At 43.1% G+C, this 16,105-nt stretch carries 14 protein-coding genes and 1 pseudogene; all 15 read left to right on the top strand.

The features are described from left to right. The first annotated feature begins 4 nt into the window (after nt 1-4). The 15 genes and pseudogenes from K0036_RS12990 to K0036_RS12920 all read left to right on the top strand — a co-directional run bounded on the left by K0036_RS12990 (nt 5) and on the right by K0036_RS12920 (nt 16,102). Nucleotides 5-1,354, top strand: a complete 1,350-nt coding sequence (locus K0036_RS12990) for an SPFH domain-containing protein (RefSeq protein ID WP_025642932.1) — start codon at nt 5-7, stop codon at nt 1,352-1,354. A 192-nt stretch (nt 1,355-1,546) separates the two neighbouring features. Then, nucleotides 1,547-1,906 (top strand): winged helix-turn-helix transcriptional regulator, encoded by a 360-nt coding sequence (locus K0036_RS19680; RefSeq protein ID WP_173693843.1) that lies wholly within the window; start codon nt 1,547-1,549, stop codon nt 1,904-1,906. A 115-nt stretch (nt 1,907-2,021) separates the two neighbouring features. Next, nucleotides 2,022-2,185 (top strand): annotated as a pseudogene (locus K0036_RS19675) (transposase zinc-binding domain-containing protein); the annotation flags it as partial. A gap of 292 nt (nt 2,186-2,477) precedes the next feature. Next, nucleotides 2,478-2,744 carry an HPr family phosphocarrier protein gene (locus tag K0036_RS12975; RefSeq protein ID WP_173693842.1) on the top strand — a complete coding sequence of 89 codons (267 nt, stop codon included), beginning with the start codon at nt 2,478-2,480 and terminating at the stop codon, nt 2,742-2,744. Further along, entirely contained in the window at nt 2,745-4,466 is a 1,722-nt protein-coding gene (ptsP, locus tag K0036_RS12970) for a phosphoenolpyruvate--protein phosphotransferase (protein ID WP_173693841.1), read from the top strand. It begins immediately after the preceding gene. Beyond that, complete coding sequence (locus tag K0036_RS12965) at nt 4,467-4,913, top strand: PTS sugar transporter subunit IIA (protein WP_220429922.1); 447 nt, start codon at nt 4,467-4,469, stop codon at nt 4,911-4,913. 20 nt (nt 4,914-4,933) lie between these two features. Next, a complete protein-coding gene (locus K0036_RS12960; protein WP_173693839.1) occupies nt 4,934-5,395 on the top strand; it encodes a PTS sugar transporter subunit IIB in 462 nt (153 codons plus the stop codon). A gap of 17 nt (nt 5,396-5,412) precedes the next feature. Then, nucleotides 5,413-6,156 (top strand): PTS mannose/fructose/sorbose/N-acetylgalactosamine transporter subunit IIC, encoded by a 744-nt coding sequence (locus tag K0036_RS12955; RefSeq protein WP_173693838.1) that lies wholly within the window; start codon nt 5,413-5,415, stop codon nt 6,154-6,156. A 15-nt stretch (nt 6,157-6,171) separates the two neighbouring features. Next, on the top strand, nt 6,172-6,990 hold the full coding sequence (locus tag K0036_RS12950) for a PTS system mannose/fructose/sorbose family transporter subunit IID (protein ID WP_173693837.1): 819 nt from the start codon (nt 6,172-6,174) through the stop codon (nt 6,988-6,990). Nucleotides 6,991-7,025: 35 nt separating this feature from the next. After that, the gene (locus K0036_RS12945) at nt 7,026-8,123 is read left to right on the top strand and encodes a 2-hydroxyacid dehydrogenase (RefSeq protein ID WP_220429921.1); all 1,098 of its coding nucleotides are present in this window, start codon (nt 7,026-7,028) and stop codon (nt 8,121-8,123) included. A 16-nt stretch (nt 8,124-8,139) separates the two neighbouring features. Beyond that, nucleotides 8,140-9,330 carry an iron-containing alcohol dehydrogenase gene (locus K0036_RS12940; protein ID WP_220429920.1) on the top strand — a complete coding sequence of 397 codons (1,191 nt, stop codon included), beginning with the start codon at nt 8,140-8,142 and terminating at the stop codon, nt 9,328-9,330. 28 nt (nt 9,331-9,358) lie between these two features. Then, a complete protein-coding gene (locus tag K0036_RS12935; protein WP_173693834.1) occupies nt 9,359-10,261 on the top strand; it encodes a class II fructose-bisphosphate aldolase in 903 nt (300 codons plus the stop codon). 27 nt (nt 10,262-10,288) lie between these two features. Then, nucleotides 10,289-10,783: a PTS sugar transporter subunit IIB gene (locus K0036_RS12930; protein WP_173693833.1), complete on the top strand. Its 495-nt coding sequence runs from the start codon at nt 10,289-10,291 to the stop codon at nt 10,781-10,783. Nucleotides 10,784-11,056: 273 nt separating this feature from the next. Beyond that, nucleotides 11,057-11,806, top strand: coding sequence for a cyclase family protein (locus K0036_RS12925; RefSeq protein WP_173693832.1), 750 nt, complete (start codon nt 11,057-11,059; stop codon nt 11,804-11,806). A gap of 33 nt (nt 11,807-11,839) precedes the next feature. Further along, nucleotides 11,840-16,102 (top strand): PAS domain-containing protein, encoded by a 4,263-nt coding sequence (locus K0036_RS12920; protein WP_220429919.1) that lies wholly within the window; start codon nt 11,840-11,842, stop codon nt 16,100-16,102. The last annotated feature ends 3 nt before the right edge of the window (nt 16,103-16,105 follow it).

The following is a 16,105-nucleotide window of genomic DNA, read 5'->3' as shown; positions in this document are numbered from 1 at the left end:
AGATATGGGATTGATTAAAGCGGCATTAGGATCAGTTGGAGGAGTGCTGGCAGACCAGTGGAGGGAATACTTCTATTGCGATTCTCTGGAGGACGGAGTGATCGTGACCAAGGGAGTCAAACGTACGACCAGAAGAGGCTCCAATAAAAAGGGAAGCGACAATATTATCAGTAATGGCTCTGTCATAGCAGTCAACGAGGGGCAGTGCATGATGATCGTAGAACAGGGCAAGGTGGTGGAATTTTCATCCGAGCCGGGCGAGTTCATCTGGGATAGTTCTACAGAGCCCACCATATTCTACGGAGGTTTTGGAAAAGGGCTTCTGGATTCCTGGAATACCCTTAAGAAACGTTTTACGATGGGCGGAGAGACTGGAAACGACCAGAGGGTCTATTTCTTTAACACAAAGGAAATGATGGGAAATAAGTATGGCACGCCGAATCCGGTGCCATTCAGAGTCGTAGACCATAATATCGGGCTGGATATGGATATTGCGATCCGGTGTTTTGGACAATATTCCTATCAGCTGAACAATCCGATCCTATTCTATAAGAATGTATGCGGCAATGTGGACGATGAATTTACGACAAAGGATCTGGACAGCCAGCTCAAAAGCGAACTTTTGACAGCGCTCCAGCCCGCATTTGCCAAAATATCCGAGATGGGCGTCCGTTACAGCGCGCTGCCGGGCCATACGATGGAACTGGCAGATGCCCTGAAGGAAGTCCTGTCGGATAAATGGGAGGACATCCGGGGAATTGAGATCGTATCCATAGGTGTGAACAGCGTGACCGCATCCGAGGAGGATGAGGCATATATTAAGGAACTGCAGCGGACGGCAGTGATGAAGGATCCGACCATGGCAGCGGCCCACCTGGCGCAGGCGCAGGCGGCGGCAATGCAGGCGGCGGCAAAGAATGAGAATGCAGGTCCGGCCATGGCTTTTATGGGCATGGGAATGGCAGGAACGCTGGGAGGCATGAATGCGCAGAACCTTTACCAGATGGGGCAGCAGACGGGGCAAGGACCGCAGAATGTCAAACCTCAGGCAGCGCCTTATCAGCCCGGGACCCCCGTGATGGATGGGTGGACCTGTGCCTGCGGCATGGCAGGGAATACTGGAAAGTTCTGCCAGGAATGCGGCGCGCCCAAGCCGATACCTGAGGAGGGCTGGACGTGTTCCTGCGGGACGGTGAACAAGGGCAAATTCTGTACAGAGTGCGGAGCGAAGAAGCCGGCGGGAGTCCCCCAATACCGCTGTGATAAATGCGGCTGGGAACCGAAAGATATGAAGAATCCGCCTAAGTTCTGCCCAGAATGTGGAGATCCCTTTGATGATGGAGATGTAGTTTAGGGCGGCAAAAAAGTAAAGGCAAGCAGGTTTTCTGAATATATTCGTCAGAAAGCCTGCTTTTTTGTACTTTTCTTGCAATTAATACGGTATTTGTATATTTAGAAACAGAAATATCGGTTCTGTGGATATAACTGCGGAAACTCAAGTTTTTCATTTATTTACAATTAAAATTAAATATGTTACAATTTTCTCATGAAAAATTCAATTATTATGAGCATTGAATGCTCCCAAAAGGTTATAACTAACAAGTGGAAACTACATATTATTTTTTATTTAGCCAGTGGCCCCAAACGTTTTGGAGAACTTTTATATCACAATCCCGGAATTACTCAACGCACTCTTTCGAATAATTTGCGTCAATTACTGGATGATGGAATGCTCATCAAAAAAGTGTATCCCGAAGTTCCACCTCGTACTGAGTATTCTTTAACTCCAATTGGAGAAGAATTCATTCCGGTATTAGAATCATTGGTTAATTGGGGATTTAAATATAGTGAAAGAAACAATACCAGTACCTCTTCTCCCTTTTCCGTAGACAATTTAGATTCTTAATTATTATACTAAAATTAAATCTGTTTATAAAAATTGAAACTTAAAAAGTATGTTTTTAGTGCCCTTCCTCATTCATAAGAGGCAGGGCTTTTTTGTACTACTTTATTGTAAAACATGCCCTCATTGTGGCGCATAAAGTTTGTTCCTTTTCGTTGTAAAAGTAGATTTTGCCCTACCTGTGGCAACACGTACAATCAACTTCGTTCTTTTCATATGTATTCCAAACTGGCTGCATTTGTTCATTGTCATTGTGTGTTTATGATTCTCAGAGAACTTCGTGTCTATTCAAACTTACTATTTGTTTCCAAAACTCTCCATGTAGAAGATTTAAGTTCCTGTTCGATTATCTGCATTTTCTTCCTAATTTCCTGCTGTGATAAAACATTTGTTGTAGAATCTTTCCTTCAATAGATGAACTATATTTGCATAGTGCAAAGCGGGACGCTGATATGAAGTAGTATCTTTTGAGATACTTATGGAAATAAAAGTGCGTACTTTTCTGATTTGATTTGGTGAAATATAATAAAAAAAATAGAAAATGAACAAAAAAATAGTAAAAGGAGATAAAAAGATGATTAAGAAAAAGGCTGTAATTGTGAATAAAATGGGATTACATGCAAGACCGGCATACTATTTTGTCGAAATTGCACAAGAGTTTGAAAGTGAAATAACTTACACAGCAAATGGTCAGATTCGAAATGCGAAATCTATCATTGACGTCCTTAGCAGCTGCATTGAATGTGGAAAAGAAATTGAATTGATAGTGGAAGGTAGTGATGAAAGGGAGGCGGTCAATAAGATGATAACAGAAATTGCTGCAGGATTGGGGGAAGAATAATTGGATAAACAGGAATATAAAGGGATTCCAATATCTCCGGGAATGGCAGTGGAAAAGCCTTATTTTATAGAACAGGAAAAAAAAGAAATTCCAAATGAAAAAATCTATGATGTAAAAGCAGAAGTAGGCAATTTCATTGAGGCATGCCATAAAACAATTACTAAGATAGAAAAAATGGAAAAAGAGGCAAAGAAAAGGGTTGGAGGTAAAGAAGCGGAAGTATTTGCTGTGCATGCAGCAATTTTAAAAGATCAATACTCATTTATATCTCCGGTACAACAGAAAATTGAGTGTGAAAAGAAAAATGCTTCGTTAGCTGTTGAAGAACAGCTGAAATTCATTGAAAAAACTATGAGTGAATCCGACAGTGAGTTGTTCCAAGCGCGGGCATCAGATATCCGGGATATTCGTAATCAATTGATTTCGGAAATTTTGCATTCAGAACTTGGGAGTATCCCAACTAAGGAACCTTGCATTATCGTCACCCATGAATTGACACCTTCTATGACAATGAAAATGGATTTTTCATATGTAAAAGGCATTGTGAGCGAAGTGGGTGGGCCGACTTCACATGCAGCTATTATTGCAAAATCATTAGGTATTCCGGCTGTTGCTGGAATTGCAGATGCAATGGAGCATATGGATACAGAGGAAATGATTATTTTAGATGGGGACGCAGGCAATATAATTATACATGCATCAGAGGAAGAAATTGAAAAAGCAAAAGATGATGTACGAAGACAAGAAGAGGAAGTGCATCAATTAAAAAAATACATTGGCTGTCCGTCGAAAACAAGAGATGGAAAGACAATTTCTCTTTACGGAAATATTGGAAATGGTGCCGAAGCACGGAACGCGCTTCAAGAAGGTGCGGAAGGAATTGGACTTTTCAGAAGCGAATTTTTATATTTGAACCGTGACACATTACCTTCTGAAGAGGAACAATTTCAAGAATATAAAAAAGCTTTGGAGGTGATGGGTACAAAGCGAGTGATTGTAAGAACACTCGACATAGGGGGGGATAAGCCACAAAAAGCAATTGATATTGAAGAAGAAAGTAATCCGTTTCTTGGTTTTCGAGCAATTCGGTTATGTCTAAAAAGGAAAGAACTGTTTCAAACGCAGCTCCGTGCATTGCTCCGTGCATCTGAATATGGGAATCTGGCTATTATGTTTCCTATGATTTCATCAATAGAAGAATTGGAAGCGGCGAAGGAAGAACTTCAAAATGTGGCAGATGCCTTGAGGAAAGAAGGCGTTTTGATAAAAGACAAAATTCCGGTTGGTATGATGATGGAAATTCCTTCGGCCGCCATTCTGGCAAATGAATTTGCAAAGAAGGTAGACTTTTTTTCAATCGGAACCAATGATCTGACACAGTATACATTGGCTGTTGACAGAGGTAATGAAGCGGTTTCAGAATTGTATACCATTTATCATCCTGCAGTTTTGAAATTAATCAAAAATATTGCAGAAGCCGCACATAAAGAGGGAATCGAGTGTGGAATATGTGGGGAAGCGGGAGGAGATAGACGACTGCTGCCACTCTGGATAGGGTTGGGAATAGATGAATTATCTACGGTACCAAAATCCATTTTAAAAATCCGAAAATCATTGGCAAAACTCGATTGTAAAAAATGCAATAAATTAGTGGATAAGGTGTTCAAAATGAATACTGCATCAGATATAAAAAAACTTTTAGAGGGAAAGGAGGAAAAGTAGATGAAAAAGTATGTGATGTATGAAAACAAGAATGAAATGATCGGGGTGATTGTATTAAGTCATGGGACTCTTGCACTGTCCATGCTGGATACAGCAGCATTAATTGCCGGCGGCATAGATAAATGTGCTGGCATTGCATTAGAGGCGGGAGATGATCCGGAAGAATTCCGACAAACATTTGAAGAGGTGTATGAGGACTTTGGGGCATCGATAGTTTTCGTTGATTTGATGGCAGGAACCCCTTTTAATCAAGTGTGTATGACATCCAGAGTAAAGGAGGAAAAAATGTATGTTGTATCGGGAGTGAATGTTCCAATGATGTTGGAGGTTCTGACCAGCCGAGGGAAAAGTACTCCGGAACAATTGCAAAAGATGGCAGTTGACGCTGGAAAAAGAGGTGTTGCAAATATTACAGAATGGCTGGAAAATTTATCAAAGCATAAATAAGGGAAGGAGAAATAAGGAATATGATTTCATTAACAAGAATTGATGCAAGGCTGATTCATGGTCAGGTTGCAGCTATATGGCTTAAATTTCTGAATGCAGATACAATTATTGCGGTAAGCGATATAGTTGCAAAGGATCCATTTATGAAAGAACTATATACTTGTGCAGTGCCAGATCCCAATATAGAAGTATTGATATGTACAACAGATGAGGCTGTTGCATTATACAAAGAAGGAAGAATGGAACGAGGACGGGTTATGTTAATCTTCCATGATGTCGCCACTGCAAATGCTGCTTATGAAGCGGGGCTGAAATACAAAGAATTAGATTTGGGACAGGGCCCAAGCGGGGCAGGAAAGAAAAAGATTTATATTACCTTTTATGTTTCAGAGGAAGAAGAAAAGACTCTGCAGCAGTTAAAGGGTAAGGGAATTAATATCTATTGCCAGGGGGTACCCGAAGATAAAAAGATAGTGTTCTAAACTAAAGGAGGAAAATCATGAGTGATAATATGTTTCTATTGGCGGTTATTGTAGGTTTGATTTATTTTGTCAGTTGGTCAGAACATACGCTGGCAAATATTTTACAGGCACCTATTGTATTGGGAGCAGTTTTTGGGCTTATTTTTGGGGATCTTTCGCAGGGGATTATTTTAGGAGCGGGAATTCAACTGATTTATATGGGGGCGTTTTCAATTGCTGCAAATATGCCATCCGATTATGGACTGGCATCCTGTATTGCGATTCCAGCAGCATTAGCGGCTGGCTTAGATGTAGAGACAGCGGTTGTGCTTGCAGTTCCATTTGGAGTCCTGGGTGGACTTTTGGATAATGTCCGCCGGGTAGTAAATGGTTATTGGGTTCATAAAGCAGAAAAGGATATTGATAAACTGGACATTCGGGCAATTGAATTTGATGCAACAGTTGGTCCACTTCTTGTTAGTTTTATTTTGAGATTTTTTCCGGTTGCAATCATTACATACCTGGGAGCAAATTATACAGCTACTTTAGTTGCAATGATTCCGGACTGGATGAGTGCTGGATTTGTAGTTTTGGGTGGAGTGCTTCCGGTAATCGGTTTTGTTATGGCGATTCTTGCCATAGGACGCCAGCAGCTGCTTCCATATTTTGTGATTGGTTTTATACTGTTGACACTTAATGGTGGTCTGTCTACAGTTTCGCTGGCGGTAATCGCTATTGCAATGGCAGTGCTTCATGTGCAGTTTACGAAGAGTAAAGCGTAAAAGGAGGAGGAAACAATGGAAAATAACGAAAACGTGGTAAGTGTTGAGGAAAGCAAAAGCGTAGTAACATCAAAAATTCGCAATAAGTGTATTAGACGTTGGATTTTCAGACAGCGTATTTCACAAAATCTGGAACGTTTTTATGCCTTGGGATTCTTATACAGTATGATACCAGCATTAACTAAAATCTACGAAAATAATCCGGAAGAACTAAAAGCTTCTATGCACAGACATTTGGAAGCACCATATATTACAAACCCTGGCTATGGTGCGTGTATCAATGGAGCGGTTATTGTTATGGAAGAAGAACGGGCAAGAGGAGCAGATATTCCTGATCAAATGATTAATGGGTTCAAAACAGGGATGATGGGGCCGATGGCTGGTTTTGGAGATAGTGTATATGTTACGACAATGCCATTGTTATTGTCATTCTTTATGCCATTCGCACAAAAGGGTATGATGATTGGTGTTTTAGGTCAGCCTATTTTCTGGCTTCATTTAATAATTATGGGTTTCGTCACTTATTATATGGGATATAATCTTGGACGAAATTCCATCATGAATATTTTGAAAAATGGAACAATACAGGCTTTTATTACAGGGGCAAGTGTACTTGGTATGTTTATGCTGGGAGCATTGTGCGCACAAAATGTTTCGCTTAAGCTGGCAAGTGAAACTGCACAGGGAATGTTGGATAATATGATGCCAGGCCTGCTGCCGGCCTTGGTTACACTTGGATGCTACCTGTATATGAAAAAAGGAGGGAAATATTTGTACCTTTTGGCATTTATTATTGTAGGATGCCTTTTGGGTGCACTGATTGGATTGTTTTAACCTGATTTAAAATAGTAAAATGGAGGATCAAAATAATGAAAATTGTTACGGTACTGGAAAGAGTTCCGATCATGCTTCCTATGGAAGGACCAATGGAACAAGGGGCCCGCTCTATGGGAGAGATAAATTATGTAACAGGAGACTGGATTGAAGAGCCTACGGATGATGCGTTTCAAGAAGCGGCACTTGCAGTTGAAAAGAAAGGCGCAAACGGAATGAAAATTCCGCAGATTCTGAAAGACAATACAGATGCGGAAATCATGATAGGAACATTCTGTCCGTTTTCAGAAGCCATAATGAAGAAATCTAAAAATTTAAGGATTATTGGTGTAGCGCGTGGAGGAGTTGAAAATGTTGATTTGGAAGCAGCCACGCAAAATGGGATTGCGGTTTTTAATGCAGCAGGAAGAAATGCAAATGCAGTATCTGATTTTACCGTTGGAATGATATTAAGTGAAATAAGGAATATTGCAAAATGCCATCATCAAATAAAAGAGGGAGTCACAAAACTTCGTTTTCCTAATAGCGATTTCACACCGGATATGAAAGGCAAAACGCTTGGTCTGGTAGGCTTTGGAAATATAGGGCGTCTGGTTGCAAAAAAAATGGCGGGCTTTGAAGTGAATATACTTACATATGATCCATTCCTGACGCAGGAAGCTTTAGAAGGAACAAATGTCACCCTGGTGGAAAAAGAGGTATTGTTCAGAGAATCGGACATTGTCAGCATTCATGCGCGTTTGACAAAGGATACTATGAATTTGGTAGGAGAAGAAGAAATTTCATTAATGAAGCCACATTCCTATTTCGTAAATACAGCAAGGGCAGGACTGGTTGATTATCAGGCTTTGTACGCAGCATTAGCGGCGAAGAAAATTGCTGGAGCAGCTTTGGATGTATATGATGTCGAACCTCTTCCCGCAGATAGTCCATGGATGCAGCTTGACAATGTGACGTTGACTTCTCATCTGGGTGGGGCCACCTACGATGCTCAGGCGAATTCTCCGCTTATCGTATATGAAAAAATTAAATCATTCATAAAGGATGGGGATACTCGCCATATTCTAAATAAAAAAGTCTTAGAAGATGAGAGACTGAAAAAATGGGCGGATGAGATGAAAGCAAAAATGTAAAAGGAGATGTATAAAAATGGAAAATTTTGAACATTATTTGCCTACAAAATTTTATTTTGGGAAAGATTCAGAAAAAAATATTGGGGCTTATGTTAAAGCGGCAGGTGGAACAAAAGTAATGATTGTAAGCTACGGAGGCGTATATCCGTCAGAAATCGCTTTGCTTGAAACTGTCAGAAAATCTTTGAAAGAGCAGGGAATTGGATATTTGGAGGTTGGAGGAGTCGAACCAAACCCAAAACTTCAACTTTGTCTGGATGCGGCTGAAACAGTAAAAAAAGAAAATATTGATTTAATCTTAGCTGTTGGGGGAGGAAGCGTAATTGATACTGCAAAATGTATTGCGGTTTCAGCTGTGTATGAAGGCGATGTATGGGAAGATTTATATGTAAATTGGGGAGAGAATCCGCAGCCACTTCCAGTAGGTGTTATCCTTACGATTGCTGCAACGGGTAGTGAATCATCGGCTGGGTCTGTTATTACAGATGAAAAAACAAAACTAAAAAGATTTATATATGATGATAAAAACAGGCCGACATTTGCGGTTATGAATCCGGAATTAACTTATTCAGTGCCGCCTTATCCTACAGCATGTGGGATTGCCGATATAATTGTACATGCACACGAACGATATTTTACAGAGCGGCATGATAACTATCTTACAGATATGTTAAATGAGTCGGTAATAAAGACGGTAATCCGGTACGGACCGATTGTCATGAAAGATCCTGAAAACTATGAAGCAAGGGCACACTTGATGTGGGCAGGGCGCCTGGCGCACAACAATGAATTTGGTGTTGGACGTGTTCTTGATAATGCAGTTCATAGTATCCAGGGTGAGATTGGCGGACTTTATGATTCGGCACATGGAGCGGGTGTTGGATTGCTCACAATAGGTTGGATGAAATATGTATACAAAAAAGATATTCCAAGATTTGTCAGATATTTTACCAATGTATGGGGAGTTGAAAATGACACATTTGATCCAGAGAGAACGATTTTAGCCGGGATTCAAAAAGTAGAAAACTTTATGAATGAAATAGGAATTCCAAAATACCTGGAGGATTTGGGGTATCAGGAAAAAGATTTGGATTTAATTGTAGAAAGAATACCGAGGGATATAGGGGATTTATGTGGCAATTTTTCGAAATTAAACGATGAAGATATAAAAGCTGTGATTAGATTATGCAGCAAGGTTGGAGCATAGGATAATAATTGAGAAAGAGAGGAAGAATATGTTAGTATCTATGAAAGAAATACTGGAGCATGCAAACGAAGAAAATTATGCAGTTCCGGCACCGGTGACACAGACAGAATTAAATGCCAGAACTGCAATTAAGTGTGCGGAAGAAATGAATTCGCCAATTATTCTATTAATTCCTTTAATCTTCGATTATGATGTGGATTTATTTGGTCGTTATTTGAAATCTCTTGCAGAAAAAGCTACAGTACCTGTAGCGGTTAATCATGACCATGGCAGTGACTTTGAATCAGCCGTTTCATGTATAAGAGCAGGCGTTTCTTCTATTATGACAGATCGCTCACAATTACCATATGAAGAAAATGTCGCACAGGTTAAGGAACTGGTAAAAGTTGCACATGCGGTTGGAGTATCTGTGGAAGCGGAACTTGGACATGTGGGTATGGCAAATAATTACAGTGAAGACCGGGATGCAGCTCTTACAGAGCCAGAATTGGCAAAAAAGTTTATTGATGAGACAGGAATTGATTGTTTGGCAGTTGCAATTGGAACAGCACATGGCGCATATAATAAAGGGCAAGAGCCATATCTCGATTTTGACAGGCTTGTAGAAATCAAAAAGGCAACAAATAATTTTCCGTTAGTTCTACATGGGGGATCGGGTACGAGTGATGAGGGGCTTGCCAAAGTCGCAAAGCTTGGAATTAATAAAGTCAACATTGGCTGTGACCTTTTTACATCTGCGATTTCAGCAATTAAAAATGCAGATACAGAGGGAAATGGAGCTTATGCATTGACTAATCTGATTGAAAAAGGATATGGAGACAGAGTGAAGCATTTTATCCGAGTGCTGGATTCTGAAAACAGAGCTTGGAAAACAGAAAAGCAATATGTAAAACCAAAAAAAATAGAACTGACAAAAAATACAGTTCTTTAGTATATTCTGGTAGGAAGAGGTAACTATATGTCGGATATTGTTTTTGCTCGTGTAGATGACAGATTAATACATGGACAGGTTGTGTTTCGGTGGATGGATTATGTTGGTGCAGCCGAATTAGTGATTGTGGATGATGAATTGTGTAAAGATACGTTTATTTATCGGGTGTTTCGTTCAATGTTAGCGCCGGGTATAGACTTGCAGATTATAAGTGTGCAAAACGCAATACAGTTGCTTCGGAATAAAACAGATTATACAGAAAACAGGAAGATGCTACTTGCAAAATCGCCAATTGTCTACCGAGAATTAGTAGAAAATAAAGTGGAATTAAAACAGGTTAATATTGGATGTATGGGTCATATGAAAGGGAGGAAAAATTATTATAAGGATTTATATGCATCGACAGAAGAAATAGATGCAATTCATTATTTGATTCAGGAAAATGTCAACGTGAGTTATCAGGTATTGGTGAGCAATGTGAAAGAAAAGCTATGTGATATAAACGAAAAGACAAATATGTAAATATATTTTCTAAAGAAGGGGCGTATGCTAAAGCAGATGATTCAACTGGTGGGGCAGAGTCCCTTTCTTTACGTACAAGAGATATAATCCTGTGTCAAACTCCCGTTTAGGGCGGCAAAAAAGTAAAGGCAAGCAGGTTTTCTGAATATATTCGTCAGAAAGCCTGCTTTTTTGTACTTTTCTTGCAATTAATACGGTATTTGTATATAATAGATAATAATGACTTTTGGACGGAGAGAAATTTTGTGCATTTTATTAGAGGAGGACGGGATTATGTATGAATTATGGGAAAAATTGGAAGAATTGAAAAAGTATCGCTGGATAGAATTATCGCATCCACTGAACAATCACAGCCCTTATTGGGCGGGGATACCGGAAGGTGCGGTAGAACTTGGGAAAACGGCCTATGACTGGGGAAATGAACTGGAATGTCTGATCCAGACCTTCAAGTTTCCGGGGCAGTTTGGAACGCATATTGATTTTCCAGGACATTTTGTGAAGGGGGAGCCGCTCAGCGAGCAGTATACGGTGCGGAATATGGCATATCCTCTCGTGGTGATCGATGTGTCCGAGAAGGTGAAGGAAGATGTGCACTATGCAGTTACCGTGGAGGATATCAAGGCGTATGAAGAGAAGTTTGGAGATATTCCAGATGGGGCGTTTGTAGCACTGCGCACAGGATGGAGCGAGCGTTGGCCGGATATGGATGCAATCTCCAATGTAGATGAGAATGGCGGGGAACATTTCCCGGGCTGGTCTATGGAAGCGCTGCAGTATATCTATGAAGTCAGAAATGCGGCGGCCAACGGGCATGAGACGCTGGATACGGATGCCTCCGCTCTGGCAGAGAAGGCCGGGGATCTGGCATGCGAAAGATACCTCCTGGGAAAAGGGAAATTGCAGGTCGAGGTCATGTGCAATCTGGATCAGGTACCTCCGGCAGGCGCCATCGTATTTGTGGCGTTTCTTCCAATCGAAGGAGCCACAGGACTCCCGGTCCGCATGTGGGCAATTGCGAAGTAGCATCGCTTAACCTGGGAAAGGAACGGATTAGAATTGAATAAAGGATTTGAGAAAGAATTAGAGGCAATCTTGCGAAATATCCCCAGCGGCGTATGCGTCTATCGGCTGGAGGACGAGAGGATATTCCCGGTATATCACAATCCCGCTTTTTATGAGATACTAGGCTATTCGAAAGAACATATTTCCCGAGTTGAGAAAAAGATGCCTTTTTCAGGCGTTCATCAAGAGGACATGCCTGAACTGGAGAAGAAATTTAAAGAAATGAAAGAAGAAGGCCGCGAGCTTCACCATACCTTCCGGCTATATAGCGACAGGGAAGCGAAGTACCACTATATCCATATCGATGGCACGATGAAGCGAGAAGACGATGGTACACGGCTGCTCTACGCTGTCTACAGCGACGTCAGCCAGCAGGTATGGCTGGAGAACGAACTGACAAGCGCCAACGAAAAGATGCAGGATATTGTGGATGCAATTCCCGGCGGCGTGGCAATCTACAAAGTATCGGATATTTTTGAGACAGTCTACTTTTCAGATGGAGTGCCGCAGCTTTCTGGGTATACGGTGGAAGAATACCAGAAGCTGATCAAACAGGATGCCGCCGGACTGACTTACAAAGAGGATACTAAGAAGGTCGTAGATAAGGCTATGGAGGTGATCCGTACCCGTGGAATTGCCGAGATAGAATTCCGCAAGCAGCATCGGGAAGGCTATATCGTATGGGTGCGGGCCCAGATGAAATATATCGGAGAGCAGGACGGCTGCCCTCTGATTCACTGCGTGTTCCATAATATTTCCAATCAGAAGGAAACGGAACTGGAATTAAGCCATCTGGTAAATTCCATACCCGGAGGAATTGCCAGCTACAGGGTTGAAGGCGAGAAGTTTATCCCCACCTTCTTTTCTGATGGCGTGATGATGCTGTCTGGGCACAGCAGAGAAGAGTATAAGAAAATGATCCGCAACAATGTCCTGGACATTATCTATGAACCGGACCGGGAGAGGGTATTTGCAGCAGCAAAGGCTGCGGTGATCAGCGGGGACGTCCTGGATGTGTCCTACCGGATGCGTCATAAGGACGGCAGCCTGATCTGGATTCATCTGAACGGGAGGCGCATGGGGCCGGTATCGGAAAATGCCAGGTTCTACGCGGTATTTACGGGAATGTCCGCCGAAACCCGGCTCTTTCAAAGCATTGCCAATGAGACGGCAGATGGCATCTATGTAATAGACAAGGAGAATTATGACCTTCTCTATGTCAATGAGTCCAAAGAATTGTTCAAGGACTGTAAAGACAGCGTTGGAAGAAAATGCTATCAAGCGCTTCAGGGTAGAAGCGAGCCTTGCAGCTTCTGCTCGTTAAAGACGCAGAAGCCGGACGGGGAAGAGCATGAGATGTGGGTGGAAGAGAAAGGGGAGTACTATAAGACCCGCTTCAAGGAAACAGAATGGAATGGGATTCCGGCTTACATCAAGTTTGTCCGGGATGTTACGCAGGAAGTGGAAATGCGTAAGGAGAAGGAGAGGCTGGAGCAGTATTTTCAGACGCTGGTCAGACACTTGCCGGGGGGCGTGGCAGTCGTACGCTATGAAAAGGACGGCGCGATGATTCCGGAGTTTATATCAGATGGATTTGCCGCTATGACAGAGATGGATATGGATGATGCATGGGAGTTATACAGCAGTGATGCTATGGCGGGAGTTCACCCGGAAGACAGGGAAAGAGTGCGCAAGGCAATGGAAAAGTACATCGCTGGCTGTGATAGCAGTTATGAGATCGTGTACCGTATTAAAAAAGGCAAGGATGGCTATCTGTGGGTAAAAAATACCCTTTCTCTTATCCAAAACCAGGGTGGCGACCATAGGGTCTATGCCGTCTATCACGATATGACAGAGGAGATAGAGGCACAAGAGCGGATGCGCAGCCAGTATAAAGACCTGATTATCCGGCATTACCGCGCTCCAGGGCCTAACGCGCTGGTGCTGGGGCACTGCAATATAACAAGGAATCGGATATTGGAAATCATTGACTATACGGACTCCAGCCTTCTGGAGGTGTTTGGCGAGGAGAGGGAGAAGTTCTTTACAGGACTTAGCAGCCTGATTGTAGAAGAGAAAGACCGCAGGAAGTTCCTGGAAATGTATTTGAATGAGCCAAGCCTGGCCGCATTTGAAAGAAAGGATACGGAGCAGATTCTGCAATGCTTTGTCAAACTGCCCAAAGAGGAGCAGGGGCGCTATGTCCAGTTTAAGATGAACCTGCTGGAAACTCCGGATACGGGAGATGTTACCGGAGTCCTTACGGTTACGGATATCACTGAGCAGACGATTTCCGACCGGATCATGCATCGTCTCTCCGTTACGGATTATGATTTTGTGGTGGACGTGGACCTGCATCATGATACATATAATATCCTGTCAAGCAGCGGCAAGGTTTGCTGCGCGCCGCCTGCACAGGGCAGCCATACGCAGTGGGTCAGCCAGATGGTTCAGACCCGGATCGTCCCCAAAGACAGGCAGCAGTATCAGGCATGCCTGGAGCCTGGCTATATTATGGATAGGCTAAAGAAGGAACACTCCTACACTTTTGGCTTTTCTATCATGGATGAGAATGGAAATATATGGGCAAAGAACCTTACCGTCTCCGCAATCGATTTAAGGCTTGGCAGGGTGTGCCTGTCAAGAACGGATATTACGGAGTCGATCCAGGAGCAGCAGGGTCTGCTGCATATGATCGCCTATACATTTGAACTGGCAGGATTTATCAATATCAGAAGCGAGCAGTTTATCATGTATACGCGGCAGACGGTGCTGGAAAATCTGTCTCCATATATTTTAGAGCAGTATAGCAAATCGGTAGATGGCTTTGCCAAGTTCTATGGGGTAGAGAATAAGGAGGAAGCAAGGCAGCAGTTTGAACTGAAAAACATGATCCGCCGTCTGGAAGAAAAGCCGGAAGGATATGACTTTGTCCTTCCCTATCAAGAAGAAGATCAGATCTGCTATAAGCAGATTAACGTATTGTGGGGAGACCAGAACCATAGCACGATCTGCCTGGTGCGGGCAGATGTGACGGATATGCTGGCATCCGAGCGGGAGGCCAAGCATGAACTTGAGAATGCCCTGAACATGGCGCAGGAAGCCAGCAGGGCAAAGAGCGAGTTCCTGTCTGCCATGAGCCACGACATTCGTACGCCTATGAACGCGATTGTAGGCATGACCACGCTGGCCAATGCCAATATCCATGACATGGAGAGGGTAAAAGACTGTCTGAAGAAGATCGAGACATCTTCCAGGCATCTTTTAAGCCTTGTCAACGATATTCTGGATATGAGCAAGATTGAAAATTCCAAGATCACCATCAACCATATGGCAATCCATATGCCGGGGCTGATCGGACAGCTGGCGGCCATCATCGAGCCTCAGGCGAAAGATGCCGGAATTAAATTCGAGATTCAGTCACGCATCAGCCATAAGAATTTTTATGGGGATTCGCTGCGTATCAGCCAGATCCTGATCAATATCCTCAGCAACGCGGTAAAATTCACGCCAAGTGGGGGGACCGTCGGATTTGCCGTTGAAGAGTCGCCTGCAAAACAAGGAGCACAATGGACCTGCTATCGTTTTACAGTGACGGATACGGGCATTGGGATGACGCAAGAGTTCCAGCAGAGCCTGTTCGAGCCCTTTATGCGAAGCCATGCGGCAGAGAAGGTAGAAGGGACGGGGCTTGGCCTTAGTATTACCAAGGGACTGGTAGATCTGATGGGAGGCCGGCTGACGGTTGAAAGCCAGGTGTCGAAAGGCTCTGTATTCCAGGTGGAACTGGAATGCGAGATCATGCCGGAGGAATGGCAGAATTCCCTGGAGTCAGAGACTCTGGGCCCAAAGAGGGAAAAGGAATTGGCGGGCAGGCGGTTCCTGGTGGTTGAGGATAATGATATCAATGCGGAGATCCTCTGCGAGCTGCTGGGAATGTTTGGCGCAGAGTCTGTGTTGAGGATGGACGGCAGGCAGGCGGTGCAGGCATTCGAGGAAGCGCCTCCGGGAGAATACGATGCCATATTGATGGATATACAGATGCCGGTGATGAACGGATATGAGGCTTCTGCGCGTATCCGGCAGACAGACAGGCCCGATGCGCGGACAATCCCGATCGTGGCCATGACTGCCAATGCTTTTGCCGAAGACGTACAGGCATCTTTGGAAGCAGGAATGACGGCGCATGTGGCCAAGCCTATAGATATAGACATATTACGGATGACATTGCACAAAGTATTGGATAGAGAGGAATAGGAC

Source organism: [Clostridium] scindens, from assembly GCF_019597925.1.
Taxonomy (GTDB): domain Bacteria; phylum Bacillota; class Clostridia; order Lachnospirales; family Lachnospiraceae; genus Clostridium_AP.
This window is presented reverse-complemented; position numbering and strand designations above follow the sequence as displayed.

What these genes read in the sequence shown, in the direction of transcription:
- K0036_RS12990 (WP_025642932.1), top strand. Translation starts at nt 5, where the DNA reads ATGGGATTGATTAAAGCGGCATTAGGATCAGTTGGAGGAGTGCTGGCA.
- K0036_RS19680 (WP_173693843.1), top strand. Translation starts at nt 1,547, where the DNA reads ATGAAAAATTCAATTATTATGAGCATTGAATGCTCCCAAAAGGTTATA.
- K0036_RS12975 (WP_173693842.1), top strand. Translation starts at nt 2,478, where the DNA reads ATGATTAAGAAAAAGGCTGTAATTGTGAATAAAATGGGATTACATGCA.
- K0036_RS12965 (WP_220429922.1), top strand. Translation starts at nt 4,467, where the DNA reads ATGAAAAAGTATGTGATGTATGAAAACAAGAATGAAATGATCGGGGTG.
- K0036_RS12960 (WP_173693839.1), top strand. Translation starts at nt 4,934, where the DNA reads ATGATTTCATTAACAAGAATTGATGCAAGGCTGATTCATGGTCAGGTT.
- K0036_RS12955 (WP_173693838.1), top strand. Translation starts at nt 5,413, where the DNA reads ATGAGTGATAATATGTTTCTATTGGCGGTTATTGTAGGTTTGATTTAT.
- K0036_RS12950 (WP_173693837.1), top strand. Translation starts at nt 6,172, where the DNA reads ATGGAAAATAACGAAAACGTGGTAAGTGTTGAGGAAAGCAAAAGCGTA.
- K0036_RS12945 (WP_220429921.1), top strand. Translation starts at nt 7,026, where the DNA reads ATGAAAATTGTTACGGTACTGGAAAGAGTTCCGATCATGCTTCCTATG.
- K0036_RS12940 (WP_220429920.1), top strand. Translation starts at nt 8,140, where the DNA reads ATGGAAAATTTTGAACATTATTTGCCTACAAAATTTTATTTTGGGAAA.
- K0036_RS12935 (WP_173693834.1), top strand. Translation starts at nt 9,359, where the DNA reads ATGTTAGTATCTATGAAAGAAATACTGGAGCATGCAAACGAAGAAAAT.
- K0036_RS12930 (WP_173693833.1), top strand. Translation starts at nt 10,289, where the DNA reads ATGTCGGATATTGTTTTTGCTCGTGTAGATGACAGATTAATACATGGA.
- K0036_RS12925 (WP_173693832.1), top strand. Translation starts at nt 11,057, where the DNA reads ATGTATGAATTATGGGAAAAATTGGAAGAATTGAAAAAGTATCGCTGG.